General features: G+C 65.9%; 15 protein-coding genes and 1 tRNA gene. 3 read left to right on the top strand and 13 right to left on the bottom strand.

Annotation, left to right across the window (positions count from 1 at the left end):
- Positions 1-11 precede the first annotated feature (11 nt).
- Genes FOY91_RS01880 through FOY91_RS01855 form a run of 6 tightly spaced genes read right to left on the bottom strand, consistent with a single transcriptional unit; the run spans position 12 to position 5,828 of the window.
- The gene (locus tag FOY91_RS01880; RefSeq protein WP_203234464.1) at positions 12-1,238 is read right to left on the bottom strand and encodes an acyl-CoA dehydrogenase family protein; all 1,227 of its coding nucleotides are present in this window, start codon (positions 1,236-1,238) and stop codon (positions 12-14) included.
- Positions 1,238-1,858, bottom strand: a complete 621-nt coding sequence (locus tag FOY91_RS01875) for a TetR/AcrR family transcriptional regulator (protein WP_145147548.1) — start codon at positions 1,856-1,858, stop codon at positions 1,238-1,240. Before FOY91_RS01875 ends, FOY91_RS01880 begins: the two co-directional genes overlap by 1 nt.
- Positions 1,855-2,667 (bottom strand): SDR family NAD(P)-dependent oxidoreductase, encoded by an 813-nt coding sequence (locus tag FOY91_RS01870; protein ID WP_145147546.1) that lies wholly within the window; start codon positions 2,665-2,667, stop codon positions 1,855-1,857. The genes FOY91_RS01875 and FOY91_RS01870 overlap by 4 nt, the downstream gene beginning before the upstream one ends.
- Positions 2,664-3,833, bottom strand: coding sequence for an FAD-dependent oxidoreductase (locus FOY91_RS01865; RefSeq protein WP_145147545.1), 1,170 nt, complete (start codon positions 3,831-3,833; stop codon positions 2,664-2,666). The genes FOY91_RS01870 and FOY91_RS01865 overlap by 4 nt, the downstream gene beginning before the upstream one ends.
- A gap of 10 nt (positions 3,834-3,843) precedes the next feature.
- Positions 3,844-4,422 carry a 3-phenylpropionate/cinnamic acid dioxygenase subunit beta gene (locus FOY91_RS01860; RefSeq protein ID WP_145147543.1) on the bottom strand — a complete coding sequence of 193 codons (579 nt, stop codon included), beginning with the start codon at positions 4,420-4,422 and terminating at the stop codon, positions 3,844-3,846.
- A 17-nt stretch (positions 4,423-4,439) separates the two neighbouring features.
- A complete protein-coding gene (locus FOY91_RS01855; RefSeq protein ID WP_145147715.1) occupies positions 4,440-5,828 on the bottom strand; it encodes an aromatic ring-hydroxylating dioxygenase subunit alpha in 1,389 nt (462 codons plus the stop codon).
- A gap of 100 nt (positions 5,829-5,928) precedes the next feature.
- On the opposite strand from FOY91_RS01855, the gene FOY91_RS01850 reads away from it, so the two are divergent.
- Entirely contained in the window at positions 5,929-6,135 is a 207-nt protein-coding gene (locus FOY91_RS01850; RefSeq protein WP_145147540.1) for a ferredoxin, read from the top strand.
- 45 nt (positions 6,136-6,180) lie between these two features.
- Here FOY91_RS01850 and FOY91_RS01845 read toward each other — a convergent pair whose 3' ends face one another.
- Together FOY91_RS01845 and FOY91_RS01840 are read right to left on the bottom strand one after the other, a co-directional pair.
- Positions 6,181-8,595 carry a TonB-dependent receptor gene (locus tag FOY91_RS01845; protein WP_145147538.1) on the bottom strand — a complete coding sequence of 805 codons (2,415 nt, stop codon included), beginning with the start codon at positions 8,593-8,595 and terminating at the stop codon, positions 6,181-6,183.
- Between the two features lie 110 nt (positions 8,596-8,705).
- Positions 8,706-9,524, bottom strand: a complete 819-nt coding sequence (locus FOY91_RS01840; RefSeq protein ID WP_162527098.1) for an SDR family NAD(P)-dependent oxidoreductase — start codon at positions 9,522-9,524, stop codon at positions 8,706-8,708.
- Positions 9,525-9,770: 246 nt separating this feature from the next.
- Between FOY91_RS01840 and FOY91_RS01835 the strand changes: the two genes are divergently transcribed.
- Positions 9,771-10,181, top strand: coding sequence for a VOC family protein (locus tag FOY91_RS01835; RefSeq protein ID WP_145147534.1), 411 nt, complete (start codon positions 9,771-9,773; stop codon positions 10,179-10,181).
- Here the strand turns inward: FOY91_RS01835 and FOY91_RS01830 are convergent.
- The 4 genes from FOY91_RS01830 to FOY91_RS01815 all read right to left on the bottom strand — a co-directional run bounded on the left by FOY91_RS01830 (position 10,157) and on the right by FOY91_RS01815 (position 13,002).
- The gene (locus tag FOY91_RS01830; RefSeq protein ID WP_145147532.1) at positions 10,157-10,879 is read right to left on the bottom strand and encodes an SDR family oxidoreductase; all 723 of its coding nucleotides are present in this window, start codon (positions 10,877-10,879) and stop codon (positions 10,157-10,159) included. The genes FOY91_RS01835 and FOY91_RS01830 overlap by 25 nt on opposite strands.
- On the bottom strand, positions 10,876-11,898 hold the full coding sequence (locus FOY91_RS01825; RefSeq protein WP_145147530.1) for an NADP-dependent oxidoreductase: 1,023 nt from the start codon (positions 11,896-11,898) through the stop codon (positions 10,876-10,878). Before FOY91_RS01825 ends, FOY91_RS01830 begins: the two co-directional genes overlap by 4 nt.
- Positions 11,895-12,467, bottom strand: coding sequence for a nuclear transport factor 2 family protein (locus FOY91_RS01820; protein ID WP_238995175.1), 573 nt, complete (start codon positions 12,465-12,467; stop codon positions 11,895-11,897). Before FOY91_RS01820 ends, FOY91_RS01825 begins: the two co-directional genes overlap by 4 nt.
- Positions 12,468-12,926: 459 nt before the next feature.
- Positions 12,927-13,002, bottom strand: a tRNA-Glu gene (locus FOY91_RS01815).
- Positions 13,003-13,127: 125 nt separating this feature from the next.
- Between FOY91_RS01815 and FOY91_RS01810 the strand changes: the two genes are divergently transcribed.
- Positions 13,128-14,732, top strand: a complete 1,605-nt coding sequence (locus FOY91_RS01810; RefSeq protein WP_145147528.1) for an MFS transporter — start codon at positions 13,128-13,130, stop codon at positions 14,730-14,732.
- Here the strand turns inward: FOY91_RS01810 and FOY91_RS01805 are convergent.
- Positions 14,733-15,295: peptidylprolyl isomerase (locus FOY91_RS01805; RefSeq protein WP_145147526.1), on the bottom strand; the 563-nt coding region annotated here is incomplete at its 5' end.

Below are 15,295 nucleotides of genomic sequence, written 5' to 3'. Positions count from 1 at the left end.
CGCGTTAGTCCTCAATAGGCGCCGGGCGGGGAGATGCCGTCCGCGCCGGCGGTATTGCGGCCGTAGATCTCGTAGCCGATCGTCGGGATGTTCTGGATGTGACGGGTCGCCATCGAGACATCGCGCCAGTAGCGGTTGATCGGCTTGTCGAGCGCGAACGCGGAAGACCCCGCCTGAAACATCAGCGACTCGCTGGCGCCATGGATCAGTTCGATCATCTGGGCACCGGAGGCACGATGGCGGGCCTTTTCGTCGAGCGTAAAATCCTCACCCATGCCGATGCGATCCAGCTTGCCAGTCAGGTCGAACAGGATCAGCTTGGCGGTGTCGATCATCGCCGCGGCCTCACCGAGATCGCGCATGTACGCGCCGGAGTTGGTGCGCGGCGTGATGAACGTGGTCAACACCGGCTTCTTAGACGATTCCGCGGTCACGATTTCCAGCATCGCTTCCACCGCGCCGATCAACTGGGCGATGCCGGTGGTGCGGACCACCGGGACGGCGGGCAGAAGATCGGACGGCGCGCCGAAGTGGCGCTTGGTGCGGTCGATCTGGCCCGCGCGCTCGTCCATCAGCACCATCTGGCCTTCGGGAATGAACACGTCCCTGGCGATCGCGGTGTCGGAGCCGGTGCCCTGCATGCCGGAGACGAACCACGTATCCTCGATCGTCATGCTCGCCATCGGCAGGTAGCACATGTTGATGCCGGGCACGACCGGTCCGTCGTACCCTTCGAGGACGACACCCTGTTGCGCCCAATTCGACTGGCGTGATCCCGACATGTACGGCCATTTGCCGTTGATGATCCAGCCGCCGTCCACCTTGCGGGCCTTGCCGGGCGGGTTGTACGCACCGCACACCGGCTGGGGGCCGTTGCCGAACACCGCATCCTGCACGCTGTCCGGCGCGAGGCTGGTGATCCAGCTGGTGCCGTTGATGATCTGCATCACCCAGCTGACGGCCGGATCACCCTTGGCGATCTCCATCTGCACGCGACAGAAATCCGTGGGGGAAAGACCGGCGCCGCCCAGCCGTTGCGGCAGCAGCAGGCGAAGTAGCCCCTCGTCGTTCAATACCTTGTGAACCGCCGGGGTCGGGCTGCGGCGCTTTTCCGCTTCCGGCGCTTCCTTCTGGAAGAAGGCGCGCAGGCTGCGGGCCTTGGCGACATAGGCATCCGCCGTCGCCTTGGAGGCGAAGCCTTGCTGCGCGGCGATATCCATCTTGATTGCGGTAGCCATCAGTTGGTCCTCTCCTGTTTTCCCGCGAGCCGCAGCGCCCATTCGAGCAGGCGGTCCGGTGACTGGTTCCACAACTCGATCCATTCGGGTGTGGCGGGTACGATCAGCGTGCTGAGCTGAAGTCGCACGAGCGTGTCGACGAAGGCATCGCGATCGACGGTGCTGCATGTAAGCGTCTCGAAATGATCGAGTGACGCATTGATCGCGATCCGCACCGCCGCCTTGTGGCGCGCGAAGTGCGTTCGTAGAAAATTGAGGTGGAAGGCCGGCTCCACCTCAAAAAAGCCCTCGGGCGATCGTTCGATTGTGAAACGGGCATAGAAGCGCATCACCGCGCGAAACCGCTCCACCGGATCGGCGTGGGCCGCCCCGGCTTCGATGATCCCTCGCTCGAAGCTGTCGCAGACGTGCTCGCTGACGGCTGCCAGCACATCCTCCTTCGAGGCGAAGTAACGATAGAGCGTGCCACGCGAAACGCCGCCGGCGTCGCTGATGTCGCTCATCGAAAGGCGGCGCGCGCCGATCGTCCGCATCGCGCGCAAAGTGCCGTCGAGGATCTTCTGAACGCTGGCGCCGTGTTCGGACGATCCGCCCCAGTCGCTGGATTGCAACAGCTTCATTCACCGGCCTCCAGTTCCGCAAGATTGTGGGGAACGCTCACGTAGCCGGGCAGATGCTGACCACCGTCGACATTGATGAGTTCCCCGTTGACAAACCTTGCCATTTCGGAGGCGAGGAAGACGACCACCGGGCCGATATCGTCCTCCGGGTCGCCGGCGCGCTTCAGCGGATTGCTGGCCGTCGCCATGTCGAGAAACCCCGGCACCTTCTCGGCGAGTTCGGCGAACACCTGTCCCATCCCGGTCGGGGCGATCGCGTTGGTGCGGATGTTGAAACGTCCCCACTCGACCGCCGCCGAACGCGTCAGGCCGAGGATGGCACCCTTGTTCATATTGTAATCGCTGTGCAGCCACGCGCCGGTCTGCGCGTCGATCGAGTAGAAATTGACGATCGAGCCGCCGCCGCGCGCCTTCATGTGCGGGAAGGCGGCGCGCATCGCCCACCAGGTGCCCCATGTGCCGATTTCCATCGTGCGTTTGAGCATCTCGTCGGTCTTGTCTTCGAGCAGGACATTGGGCGACAGCATCGAGGCATTGGTGACGAGAATGTCGAGCCCGCCAAATTCGGCGACTGCGCGATCGACCATGCCGGTCACGTCGTCCTTTATGCCCATGTCGGCCGCCAGCCCGATTGCCGCGGTGCCGAACCGGTCGCGGATTTCAGCGGCGACGCGCTCGGCCGTCGCGCCGTCGCGCCCGGTGATGACGAGTTTGGCCCCCTCACGCGCCATCCGCCGCGAGATGCCATGGCCGAGGCCTTTGGCGCCGCCGGTGACGATCGCCACCTTGTCCTGCAACAGCCCGCTCATGCCGCCGCCTGCTGCATCTGCCCGCTTACCAATTTATCCATGTCCATCCGCTCCTGGCAGCGATCGCGCGTCAGTACGTAGCCCAGTACCGTGCCGTCGCCATCGCGGAACAGCCAGCGCGCGCCGCGTTCGTCATCGATTTCGCAGGCCCACGCGCCTGCCTGCCCGACGGGGGCGGGGAGCAGGACGACGGGGTGATGCGTCGTCTTCACCTGCACCGACAGCGTCGGGAACCGGATCTCGGTCGGCGTGCCGAGCGCCGAGGGCGCGATCGCTCGGGCGGCGGCCATGATCGGGGTGACGTAGGCGGCAAGCCCCTGCACATATTCCGCGCAGTCGCCGATCGCGTAGATATGCGGATCGCTGGTGCGGCCCGTGACGTCCACCTTGATGCCACGGCTGATCTCAAGGCCCGCCTCGGCCGCTAGCCGGGTATGCGGGCGCAGGCCGACCGCCGAGAGCGCCGCCTCCGCGTCGATCACCCGACCATCGTCCAGCGTGGCGCGCAGGCCGGCGCCGACCTTGTCGATCGCCACCACCTTGCGGCCGAGATGCCAGGCGACACCCTGTTCCGCCAGCGCATCGCGCACCCGGTCGCCGACGCCCGCCGGCACCAGTTGCGCCAGCGGATGAGCGAGCATGTCCACCACGATCGGGCGATAGCCGGCCGACACCAGATCGTTGGCGAATTCCGTACCGACGAGGCCTCCACCCATGATGAGCACGCGGGCAGCATCGGGCAGCGCCTCGCGGAAGGTGCGATACTGATCGAGGTTGTTCACCGCCAGCGCACGATGCGCGCCGTCGCCGTCCACCGCCGGGCGGACCGGGTCGGCGCCCAGCGCCAGCACCAGCGTATCATAATCGATCGGCCCGCCGGTGGTGAGCAGGAGACGCCCCTCGCGATCGATCGCCTCGGCCTCGCGGCCGGCGCGCAGATCCAGCCGCAGCTGCGTAACCATCTTCGCCGCGGGCGTCGTCACCAGCGTATCGGCGATCTTCCCCTTGGCGAACGCGGTGGAGAGCGCCGGCTTGGAATAGAAATGGCCGTCGTCCAGCGTCACCAGCGTCAGCGTCGCATCGGGCGAGAGCTTTCGCAGTTCGCGCAATACGCCGTAGCCCGCCAGCCCGCTGCCGACGACGACCACATGAGGGGAGCCGGCCACGCCGCGATCCTCAGAGAAAGATCGCGAAGTTGGACATGCCCAGCGTCGACTGATCGACGATGATCTCGCGCCGGCTCAGCCGGTAGCCACCGTCCGCGAGGCGCCAGATGTCACGCCGCTCGCAGCTCGTCGTCTCGTTCTCTGGATTGTCCAGCCGGCTGCGCTCGACATAGAGGTAGCTCACCACCTCATACTCGCCCGCCGTCTCACACTCGGCCATGCGGACGTTGGTGACGAAACGGCGCGTGCGCGAGGGGGGATCTTCCGCCCATGCACTCTTGGCGAGGCGGCCGGTCCGCATCAGGATCGACGCATAGTTGTCGTCGAAATGCATCATCGTCCGCATCACGTCGCGGTCCTTGTTCGGGCCGTTACGGGTGACGCGGACGGGGGCGGTATAGGTCAGATCCTCCGCCAGCATCACGATCCAGTCGTCGAAGCGTCGCTCGTCCAGCGCGGCGGCCTCGTCGTAGAGCGTTTCGAGGAGCCGGTTGTAGATTTCGGAGCCGAGCGGCACCCGGATTTTCGAAACCAGACCGCGCATGACGCTGGCCTTGTCCACGGCGGCGGTCGCGTAATTGACTGACATGGTATCGGTCCTCCCGCTCAGGCTTCGGCCATCAGGTCGTAATAGGCCAGCCACCAGTTCCACTGGGTGTCGTCCTTGGTGAAGCCGGGGTAGAGCAAGCCTTCGCCATACCAGTTGTCCGGCCGTTCGTGCCCGTGCAGCGCTTGATACTTCAGCGTCATCGTCTTGCTGATGGCACCGCGGCTGTTCCGCATGATCTGCGGCCACGTGTCGGCATCGTCCTGCTCGATGATGCCGGAGGTGCCGGTCTGCTGGATCGCGTTCTGCAGCATGTCGCGCTTCACCTGCTCGGGCGCATCCTTTTCCGCGAAGATGAAGTTCACGAACTCCACCTTGTCCGGCCCCTTGGGCACATAGGTATGCAGCGCCAGCGCGCCGGACGAGCCGCCATCGGTGCGGGGGGCGAAGATGAAGGCGAGCAGGATGTTCGGGAACATGCCGCCCACCTGCGGCGGGATCGTCGCCAGTTGCTCAACCTGTTCCTTTGAAAGATTCTTGAACAGCTGCGGGATCAGATCCTTGGTCACACCCGGCGGCGGCAGCAGGTTGAGCCGCTCCTCGGTCGTCTTGCCCTCGAAGCTGACGTCGGCGAACATCTTGAAGGTCTGCGCGGCTTCGAGGCAGCGCAGGGAATGACCCTGCGGCACGCTGACATCGACGCCGTACATGCCGGGCGCGTTATCGTAGATCGATTCCGCCGTGCCGCCCATGATCCCGCCTTCCATCAGCGAGCGGTGCAGCGTCAGCGTGTGGAAACCGTCCGAGCCGGACTGTTCGCCGGGAATCTTCCAGTTGCAGGGGAGGACGAACCGCTGTGGCGGCCCGAGCATCTCCAGTCCGCTGTCGGTTCGGCAGAACAGCTGGTCCAGATAGAATTTCATGTCCCCCAGGAAATCGTCGAACGATGGCCCGTTGATATTCCACGTGGCGAAGATCAGCCCGCCGTACAGCCGCACGCGTGCCTTCTTCAGCCCCAGCTCGGATTTCTCCCGCTGGTTGCCGTGCATCTTCTCCTTCTCCACCGGCGCGCCGATGAAGCTGCCATCGGGGCGGAAGGCCCAGCCGTGATAGATGCAGCGATGGGCCTGCGCGTTGCCCGTCTCGGCGGTGCACACCTTCATGCCGCGATGGGGGCAGACGTTGAGGTTGACGTGAATCTCATTGTTGCGATCGCGCGTGACGATCACCTGATCCTCGCCCATGTCGCGAACGATGAAATCACCGGCCTTGGGGATTTCCGTGTCGTGGCCCAACAGCAGCCACGTCTTTGCGAAAATCCGCTCCATCTCCAGCTTGTACAGCTCGTGATCGTTCATGACCCGGAGCGACACCTCGTTGGTGTCGCGGATCACGAGGTCGTCGAGCGTTGCGCCGTCTGCCAGCGTGAACGTCGCTTTCTGCAACATCATCCTCTCCTCAGGATCAATTCGTTGGCATGGTGATACAGGTTGAACGGGATGTGTTCAAGGTGTAATGAGGCCGCGAGGATAAAAAGAGGAGAGGCTGGTGTCCGGTAAGCTCAAGGTCGTGATCGATAAGGCCGCCTGCTGCGGTTATGGCGTCTGTGCGGAAATCTGCCCCGACATGTATAAGCTGGACGGCAACGGCGTCGTGTATGTGGAACAGGAGTTTGTGCCCGACGGGCTGGAGGCGCTGGCACGCGAAGGGGCGGAGGCCTGCCCGCAATCGGCGCTCTCGGTAGTGGACGCCTGAGGGTCGGGGGCGTCACTGCTGCCCGCCCTGAAGGGTGCTGCCCGGTCAGTCGCCGAAGCGGACGCGCAGTTCCACGCCGTACAGTCGTGGCGCGCCGTAGAAACCGCTGCCGATGCCGAGCTGGTTCGATCCGACGTTGGCTGACGCCAGATATTTCTTGTTGAAGACGTTCCGCACGAAGACACTGGCGTCGATCCGCGTGCCGCCGATCTCGTTGAGGTCGAACCGGGCGTTGACTAGATCGTAGGCCGGCAGGACCGCATCGGACGATCGCACGCTGCTGGAATGGTAATAGTCCGCCGAGAGCACGCCGGTGGCGAACGACTCGGGCAGTGGCAGGGTCCAGCGTGCGCCGGCCGTGATCGTCGTCTTGGCGACGAGATTGAACGGCACCGCCTGCACCGCGAGATAGGGCGTCAGCGATGCGGGCAGGGTCAGCGAGCGGGACTTCAGATCGAGGAACGTCGCCCCCAGATCGAGCGACAGCGTGCGTGTCGGCTGGATCCTGCCCGACAGATCGACACCGGAGACGCGCGTCTTGCCGGCGTTCACCAGCAACGTGCCGCCGCTCGGATCGTTGGCGGCGTTGCAGTCGCCATCGGGCGAGCGCGGCGCGTTGGTGCCGCCGGGGGCGGTCAGGCTGCACGATGCCTGCGTGTTCAGTCCCGAGATCGGCACCTGCACATTGCTATACCAGCCCACGAACGGCGACGCATTGAAGCGCAGCCCTACGTCGCCGAGCTTGAAATCGGAACGGATGCCCGCCTCGATATCAGTCACCTTCTCCGGATCGAACGACTGGAACGGGGCGAGGCGACCGGCGAGCGTCGGGCTGTTGATGCCCCCCGCCCGGTAGCCGCGCCGCGTGGCGACGTAGAGGAAGATCGCGTCGCTGGCCTTCCAGTCGAGGCCCACCTGCCAGGTCGGCGCCTTTGACGAGGTCTTGTTGACGCTGGCGTTGCGGATCGCCGGATCGCCGCTGCGGCAACCACCGGGCGAGACGACCGGGTTGGGCGAGGTGCCGCCGCCGACGCACGAGGAGATATCGTCCCAGGTGTAGCGGAAACCGGCGTTGAGCTTCAGCCCGTCGATCAGACCGTCGAGCGCATAGCCGACGTTGCCGAACAGCGCCTTGCTCTCCTCGGTATAGAAACTGTAGTTGAACGGCGCATTGGTGATGCCGGGCAGGATGAACACCGGAATATAGGTGCCGCTCGGTCCCTTGGGCTTGCTCTTGAGGTAGAAGCCACCCACCAACCAGTCCAGCTTGTCGCCGAGCAGCGAACCCTTCAGCTGTAACTCGTCGGTGAACTGGGCCACATCCGAAGTCTGGCGGCCGCCGACGACGGTGACGGGCAGACCACGCGGGATCGCGCCAGTGCCGTCCGAGATCAGCGTCGGCAGGCCATCGACGCTGGAGAAATAATCGATCTCCGTCTTGCGATAGCCGAAGATGTTGATGAGCGTGACATCGTCGCTCACATCCACCTCGGTCCGGTTGGTGATGCCGAACCGGCGGGCGCGCTCGAACGCGTCCACGTCCGAGTTGATGACGCGCGGGCCACGCGCGCGTTGCAGCGCCAGTTGGACCTGCGCGGCGGCGAGCGTGCCTGTCGCGGTCAGCGCGCTGGGGCCGGAGACCACCTTGAACAGTACCGAGCCGCCGCCCACCGTGCTGCTGCGGTAGAAATCGACGATCGTCGTGTTGCGTATCGCGTCGATCGGTTCGAGCAGCAGCGAAGCGCGCACGGCCCGGCTGTCGAGATCGTCGGCATCGCCGCCGACCCCGATGTTCTTCGTATAGCCGTCCCGCTTCTGCAACTGGCCCGCGATGCGCAAAGCCACCTTGCCATCCACGATCGGCAGATTCAGCGCGCCTTCCAGAATGCGTCCGTCGTGGTTGCCGATCCCCGCGAGGGCATAGCCGGACAGCGTGTAGGTCGGCGCGGTCGGATAATAGAGGATCGCACCGCCAGTGGTGTTGCGGCCGAACAGTGTGCCCTGCGGCCCTTTCAGCACCTGTACCGACGAGAGATCGTAGGCTGGCACGCTGGAACCGACGGTCGGCTGCGGCACTTCGGCGAAGTAGCTGATGACGCCGGGGGCACTGTTGCCGGCCAGCGCCTTCGACTGGCCGCGAATGGAGAAGTTGCTGTTCAGCCGCCCGCCGGAGCCGGCAAGGAACACACCGGGCGTCTTGATGAGCAGATCCTGCGTATCGCGGATCGTCGCCTGACGCAGCGACTCCGCGCCGAACGCGACGACCGATACGGGGGTGGACTGAATATTCTCGGCGGTACGGCGGGCGGTGACGACGATGTCACCGGACTCTTCGGTCCGGCCGGCCGTCGCCTCCGGCCCGGCGGGTGGCGGCTGGTCTGCGCCGCTTTGCGCGATCGCCGGCGCGCTCGTCGCCGCAAGAAGCACCCCCAGAAGACGGATAGATCTCAGCTTGGACATTGTCAGGCTCCCCCCGGATTATCGCCGGCGGCTCGTCGCCCGCCTGCCTGCCGGGGGAAGTCGGCCATCGTGGCAGCGGTCGAACCCGTCTTTGGGAAGGACTCGTGCTATCAAGCCACGTCGGCGTAGAAACCCTCCAGCGTGACGCTCACCTGCTCCACGCGTGTACGGCGTGGCGCGGCGGCGGTCAGCGGGTCCGTTGCATCCTCCTCGTCGAAGTTGAGGACCGGGCCATCGGCCAGCGCCGTCACGGATGCCTCCGCCAGTATCGTTGGCGATACCGCGCCTGTGGCCTCGATCGGGATGCCGCGCCGCGCCAGCACCGTTCGCAACGTGGGCGTATCGGCGATGCGGAACAGCAGGGTCAGCACGTCCACGTCGTGGGGGCGGAGTTCGGCCCAGAGGGATTCGCACAGATTGAGCGCATAGCCCTTGCTCGCGGTGTACATCGCCCCGCGGGCGGCCCCGCCGAACGCGGCCTCCGAGCCGACGACGATCAGGCCGCCCCGCGCCTGCGCCCGCATCCGCCGGCCGAATCCGTAAAGCGCCTCCGTGAGAAAGCCGACGTTGCGATCGATCAGCATGCGCCACTCGCCGAACGGCGCATCGAGAAATCGCGCGCCGGTCGATTCGGCCCCGGCGTTGAAGACGACGACGCCGAGGTCAAGGTCCGTTGTCGCCGCCAGCAACTGTCCGACCGCATCCGCCGCGCCCAGATCGAGCGACAGCGTGCGGACCTGGACGCCATGGTGGCGCCGCAGCGCCGCCGCCACCGCATCGAGCGGCGCCGGCCGCCGCGCGACCAGCAGGCAGTTCATGCCACGCGCCGCCAGCCGCTCGGCGAAGGCGGCGCCCAAACCATCGGAGCCGCCGGCGATCACCGCCCACTCACCATATCGCACCGTGAAGCCCGCCTCGTCCGTTGCCACTGCGCCTCTCCTGTGTTGTCGGGCAGGGTATCGTACGCGCGCCGCGCCGCCCCTTTCGGGCGGCAGGTGGGAGGCGTCACCACAACGCCGAGCAGGGGCATGACCCATTCAGGAGAGCGCACGTGGCCGCAGGCAGGGACATCGCCTTGATCGCAGGAAGCAGGGCGAGGCCTGATAATGGGCAGGGGGTGCGCCCTCGGTCGATGACGCCGGCCGACCCCGTCTTTCGTCCGACAGCATAAGGCGATGGGCATTTTCACCCACGCCTGCCTTGCGAGCACGGACCTTGATCGATCGCGCCGCTTTTACGACGCGGTGCTGGCACCGCTCGGCATCGTTAATCTCGGGCCGTTTCTCGATCAGGGGATCGGTTACGGTCGTCGCGTGCCGGAATTGCTGGTGTTGCGACCGCTGGTCGGCACGGCAAGCCCGTCGAATGGCGCGACGCTCGGCTTCAAGGCGCCCTATCGCACGGCGGTGATCCTGTTCCACGCGGCGGGTCTGGCGCACGACGGCGCCGATGCCGGCGCGCCCGGACCGCGCGGGGCGGTGGCTCATGCCTTCGGTGCCTATCTGTACGATCCCGACGGCAACAAGATCTGCGCCTATTGCTTCACACCGCCCTCATCGGATCAGAACCCTTCGGACGCCGAATAGACGTGCAACCGCGCGACATTGGCGTGGGGCGGCTGATCGGCCATGAACATCACGGCGCGGGCGACGTCTTCGGGTCGAAGCGCGGGAATGTAGCTGTCCCAACCCGGTTGTCCCTGTGCCTTCATCGGCTCGAATATCTCGGTGCTGGTGGTGCCGGGGGCGACGAGGCCGACCTTGATGCCGCTGCCGGCAAGTTCGACGCGCAGCACGTCGGTGAACGTCTCCAGCGCCTGCTTCAGCCCGCCGTAGATCCCCGTACCGACGGCCTTGATGCCGGCGCCGATGCTCGAAATGTTGATGATCTGGCCTCCACCCTGTGCCCGCATCGCCCGCGCGAACAGATGGGAACTGCGGACGATCGACTCGTAATTCACCGCGATCATCTGCCGCAGATTCGCGGGATCGAAATCCGCATAGGTGCCAACGTGAAGGATGCCGGCGTTATGGATGACGAGATCGACCCGGCCGAACCGGGCGAGGACGAACTCGACAAGCGCGGATGGCGCGGCCTCATCCGCCAGATCGAGCGGACAGGCGACGCCGCAGCCGATTTCCGCCATCAGCGCCTCCAACCGGCCGGCCCGACGCGCGACTAGCACCGGCACCGCCCCCGCTTCGGCCAGCGCCCTCACGGTCGCCGCGCCGATCCCTGCCGAGGCGCCGGTGACGACGGCGATCTTGCCCTGCAGGTGCGTCATCGCTCGTTCCCTTGTGTCAGCCTGACGAGTCGTTTTCCGTGATTCTCACCGCGATAGAGGCCGGCGAGCGCATCGGGGCAGGCGGTGATCCCCTCCAGCACCTCCTCCTGCCAGACGAGCCGCCCTTCCTCGATCCAGCCACGCAGTCGCGCCACCGCCGCGTCGAAGCGGTCCATGTGATCGAACAGGACGAAACCTTCCATACGCGCCCGCCTGACCAGCAGGTGCCGCTCCACGCGGGGGCCGTGCGGCCAGGGCGTCCAGCGATCGAACGCGGCGGTGCCGCACACGATGACCCGACCCCGAAGGGCGAGGTGAGGAAACACCGCATCGCTGATCGCGCCCGAGGTGTTGTCGAAATAGATGTGTACCCCTTCCGGGCACAGGGCCGCAATACGCGCGCCGACATCCTCCGACTTGTAATCGATCGCCGCGTCGTAACCGACCCGATCGATGCAATCGCGGACCTTGGCGGCGCCGCCGGCAATCCCGATCGTACGGCAGCCCAGAAGGCGCGCGATCTGCCCCACCGCCGAGCCGACCGACCCCGCCGCTGTGGAGACGAGTACCGTCTGTCCGGCCTGCGGCTCACCCACCAGCGTCAGCGCGAGCAGTGCCGTGACGCCGTTGAGGCCGAGGATGCCCAGCGCGATGCGTGCTTCGGCAGCGGTGGTTCGCTGGATCACCCGGTCGGCCGTCACCGCCGCATGATCCTGCCAGCCGAACCAGCCGGTGACATGTTCGCCCACGGTGAAATCCGGGTGGCGAGAGACGAGGATCTCTCCTGCGGCGAGACTTCGCATTACCTCACCGATCGCGACCGGCGGGGCATAGCCGTCGCGATCCGCGATCCATCCGCGCATCGCGGGGTCGATCGAGAGGTAATGATTCCGAACGAGTATCTCGCCCGGCACCGGCACCGGCACGGGGGCTCCACGGATGGTGAAGTCGGCCGCTTGCGCGATGCCGTCCGGCCGACGGGCCAGCACAACCTGACGGTTGATCGACACGTCGCTCATCGCAGCAGCACCGGGTCGAACATCCGGCGCGATATCTGCCAGCCTTCGCTGGTCCGGACGAACCGGTCGTCGTAGGCGCCGATCCCGCGATTGACCGGACCGCCCGACTTTGCCGGCATCAGCAGCGCATCGACATAGCTTCGTGCCTGCACCTCGTCCGCCTGCCGCCAGATCGAGATGTTGGTGATTCGATGCAGCGTACGTCCCATGTCCAGATGCGCCGCCCGCATGTACTCGGTGATCTCGCGCGGACCGCGCCATTTGCCGAACACGCCATAATCGGCTTCGAAGTCCTCGCTGAAACACGTCCGGAAAAGCGCCCAGTCGCGGGTGTCGATGCCCGTGGCATAGCGTATGAGGATGGTCGTGATCGCGCGCTCATCGACCGCATCAACACCCTTGGTGAGTCGAAGGTTCGCCATTTTCATCGATGATCCTCCCCCGTGTCGATCATCGGTATAGGGGCTCGATACGACGCGCCGCCCATCCGCCGGTAGGATGGTTCGCCCAAGGGCAGTGACCGGAAGACGTGCTGGACGACGATTGAAACGATGGAACGAAGGGAGCATCCACCCAGTTCGTTCAAGTCTCCAGGTTGGCCGATGACCGTGTGGTGCTCGAAGCGGCCAGCGCCCGTTTTCTGTTCGCCTGACCTGAAGTGCTGACCCTAATCTCGATCGAGAAGGCGTTTGTCCGTCTCAACGAAGAGGCACAAGGGTGCACAGGTGGCGCGTTTCTGGGCTGTGCGAGCATTCGAATTCTATACCTCGGACCAGAAATAGTCGGCCTTGGGGGCACGCCGCTTGTCCCTCCGACGCTGTGACTTTCCCAAAACTCGGTAATCTGATTTACCTGATCAAGCCATTATGCCGCTGACCTGGGCGCACGCATTCGGGCAAGCACGATATCAGCGCCACGCATCAACCGTGGAGGTGCGATCACTCAATGCTAAACTGTGAGAGACCAGTGTGAGAGGCATGCCCGCCCTCCCACACCTAAAGCGCTGAAATAAAACGTTATTTTACAGCTGGTGACCCCTACGGGAATCGAACCCGTGTTTTCGCCGTGAGAGGGCGACGTCCTAGACCGCTAGACGAAGGGGCCGTCGCGGAGCGCGCTCATTGGCGGGCGCGGGGGCGTTCGTCAAGCCCCCGGGGCATCCGCCGTCGTCATGCTTGCCACCGTGCGGCGGCTGCTCATACAGGCGGGCAACGGGGTGGGGGATCGAGATGGCGCAGGCGCAGGGCATCGGCGGGGGCAGCGTGGATACGGGCAGGCGGGACAGGCTGGTCATCCTCGCCTCCTCGCTCGGCACCGTGTTCGAATGGTACGACTTCTTCGTCTACGGCACGCTCGCCACGATCATCGCCAAGCTGTTCTTTCCCGCCGCCAGCGAGACGGCGGGTTTCCTGCTGGTGCTTGCCACCTTCGGCGCGGGCTTCGGCGTGCGGCCGCTGGGGGCGATCCTGTTCGGTTATCTGGGCGATCGGCTGGGGCGCAAATACACGTTCCTCGTCACCGTGACGCTGATGGGGCTGGCGACGGCCGCCGTCGGCCTGCTGCCCACCTTTGCGCAGGCCGGCATCGCCGCGCCCATCCTCCTCGTCGTCTGCCGGCTGCTGCAGGGGCTGGCGCTGGGCGGCGAATATGGCGGGGCGGCGATCTACGTGGCGGAACACGCCCCGCGCAACCGGCGCGGCTTCTATACCAGCTTCATCCAGGCCAGCGTGATCGGCGGCTTCCTGCTCAGCATCATCGTGGTGCTCACCTCGACCAGCTTCGTCGACCCGGTGGCGTGGGAGGCGTGGGGCTGGCGTATCCCGTTCCTGTTCTCGATCCTGCTGCTGGCCGTCTCGCTGTGGATCCGGCTGAAGCTGAAGGAGAGCCCGGTCTTCCAGGCGATGAAGGCGGGGGGCGAGATCGCCGCCAATCCGGTGCGCGAAAGCTTCGACAGCTGGCCCAAGATCAGGCTGGTGCTGGTGGCGCTGTTCGGCATTGCCGCCGGGCTGACGGTGATCTGGTACACAGCGCAGTTCCAGGCGCTGTACTTTCTCCAGAACTCGCTGCGGATCGAGGATACGGCGGCGCGGCTGATCGTGGGGATCGGCGCGGTGTTCAGCCTCGGCTGGTTCATCCTGTTCGGCTGGCTGAGCGACCGTATCGGCCGCAAGAAGCCGATCGTGGCGGGCTATGCGCTGACGCTGCTGCTGATCTTCCCGCTGTTCCACTGGATGGCCGATACCGCCAACCCCGATCTGGCCGCCGCGATGGCCCGCGCGCCGGTGGTGGTGACGGGCAGCGACTGCACCTACGATCCGTTCGCCACCAGGGGACAGGAAACCGCCTGCGGCCGGCTGCTCGATGCGCTGTCGAAGAAGGGCGTGGCCTATACCAAGGTAGCGGGCGTGGCCGGCGCTGCGCCGGTGGTGACGATCGGCGGCGCAGCGGTGGATGCCGGCAGCCCGGCGGCGCTGAACAAGGCGCTGGCCGATGCTGGCTACCGGCTGGAGAAGATCCGCCCCAGCCTGCCGCGCGGGCTGGCGCTGGTGCTGGGGATCGTCGTGATCGGCTTTCTCTCGGGGATGACGTACGGCCCGGTCGCGGCGCTGCTGGTGGAGTTGTTCCCGGCGCGGGTACGCTACACGTCGATGTCGGTGCCCTACCATATCGGCACCGGCTATTTCGGCGGATTCCTGCCCTTCATCAGCCAGTACATCGTCGCGCGTACTGGCGATCCGTTCTCCGGCCTGTGGTACATGGTCGGGGTGGTGGCGATGTCGCTGGTGGTGACTCTGGTGTGGCTGCCGGAAACCTCGGGCAAGGTGCTGGACTGATTACGGAGCCGGCGGCGCGGGCGTCGCCGGGACGGGCGGCGTGGCGGTGGCCAGGGGCGAGCGACGCGCGCTGGTGATCGCAATCACCGGGCTGAGCATCTGGCCCTTCAACTGGCCCTCGCCCTCGGTGGGGGAGACGGGGGCGGCGAGAATGCGGCGGACCACGTCCATCCCCTCCACCACGCGGCCGAACACGGCGTAGCCGGCGTTGTCGCCCGGCTGGGTCGGGTCCGCGTCCATCGAGGGGAACGGTCCCACGGTGATGAAGAAATCGCCGCCCGCCGTGCCCGGCGCCGCCCGCGCCATCGCGATCGCGCCGTCGATGTGGGAGAGGCCGGTCTTCGTCGTCGGCTCGTGCGGGATCGGCCTCAGCGTCTTCTTCGGGTCGTTGCGCGTGCCCATCTGGACGAGGCCGATGCCCGGCCCGACCTTTACCGCACGATAGAAGCTGGTGCCGTCGAGCCGCTTCTGATCGACATAGCGCAGGAAGTTTGCGGTGGTGATCGGCGCGCGGGCCGTCTCCAGCGCGATCACGATCGGGCCGTCGGCGGTCTGCAACGTCA

It is taken from the genome of Alterirhizorhabdus solaris (genome assembly GCF_007785815.1).
GTDB lineage: Bacteria > Pseudomonadota > Alphaproteobacteria > Sphingomonadales > Sphingomonadaceae > Alterirhizorhabdus > Alterirhizorhabdus solaris.
Note: the sequence above shows the minus strand (reverse complement) of the source record. Positions and strands in the feature narration are given on the sequence as shown.

Bases quoted from the DNA above. Each gene is read 5' to 3' on its own strand.
- FOY91_RS01845 (WP_145147538.1), bottom strand. From the start codon at position 8,595: ATGTCCAAGCTGAGATCTATCCGTCTTCTGGGGGTGCTTCTTGCGGCG.
- FOY91_RS01830 (WP_145147532.1), bottom strand. From the start codon at position 10,879: ATGACGCACCTGCAGGGCAAGATCGCCGTCGTCACCGGCGCCTCGGCA.
- FOY91_RS01855 (WP_145147715.1), bottom strand. From the start codon at position 5,828: ATGTTGCAGAAAGCGACGTTCACGCTGGCAGACGGCGCAACGCTCGAC.
- FOY91_RS01835 (WP_145147534.1), top strand. From the start codon at position 9,771: ATGGGCATTTTCACCCACGCCTGCCTTGCGAGCACGGACCTTGATCGA.
- FOY91_RS01870 (WP_145147546.1), bottom strand. From the start codon at position 2,667: ATGAGCGGGCTGTTGCAGGACAAGGTGGCGATCGTCACCGGCGGCGCC.
- FOY91_RS01825 (WP_145147530.1), bottom strand. From the start codon at position 11,898: ATGAGCGACGTGTCGATCAACCGTCAGGTTGTGCTGGCCCGTCGGCCG.
- FOY91_RS01875 (WP_145147548.1), bottom strand. From the start codon at position 1,858: ATGAAGCTGTTGCAATCCAGCGACTGGGGCGGATCGTCCGAACACGGC.
- FOY91_RS01880 (WP_203234464.1), bottom strand. From the start codon at position 1,238: ATGGCTACCGCAATCAAGATGGATATCGCCGCGCAGCAAGGCTTCGCC.
- FOY91_RS01810 (WP_145147528.1), top strand. From the start codon at position 13,128: ATGGCGCAGGCGCAGGGCATCGGCGGGGGCAGCGTGGATACGGGCAGG.
- FOY91_RS01820 (WP_238995175.1), bottom strand. From the start codon at position 12,467: ATGCTCCCTTCGTTCCATCGTTTCAATCGTCGTCCAGCACGTCTTCCG.
- FOY91_RS01860 (WP_145147543.1), bottom strand. From the start codon at position 4,422: ATGTCAGTCAATTACGCGACCGCCGCCGTGGACAAGGCCAGCGTCATG.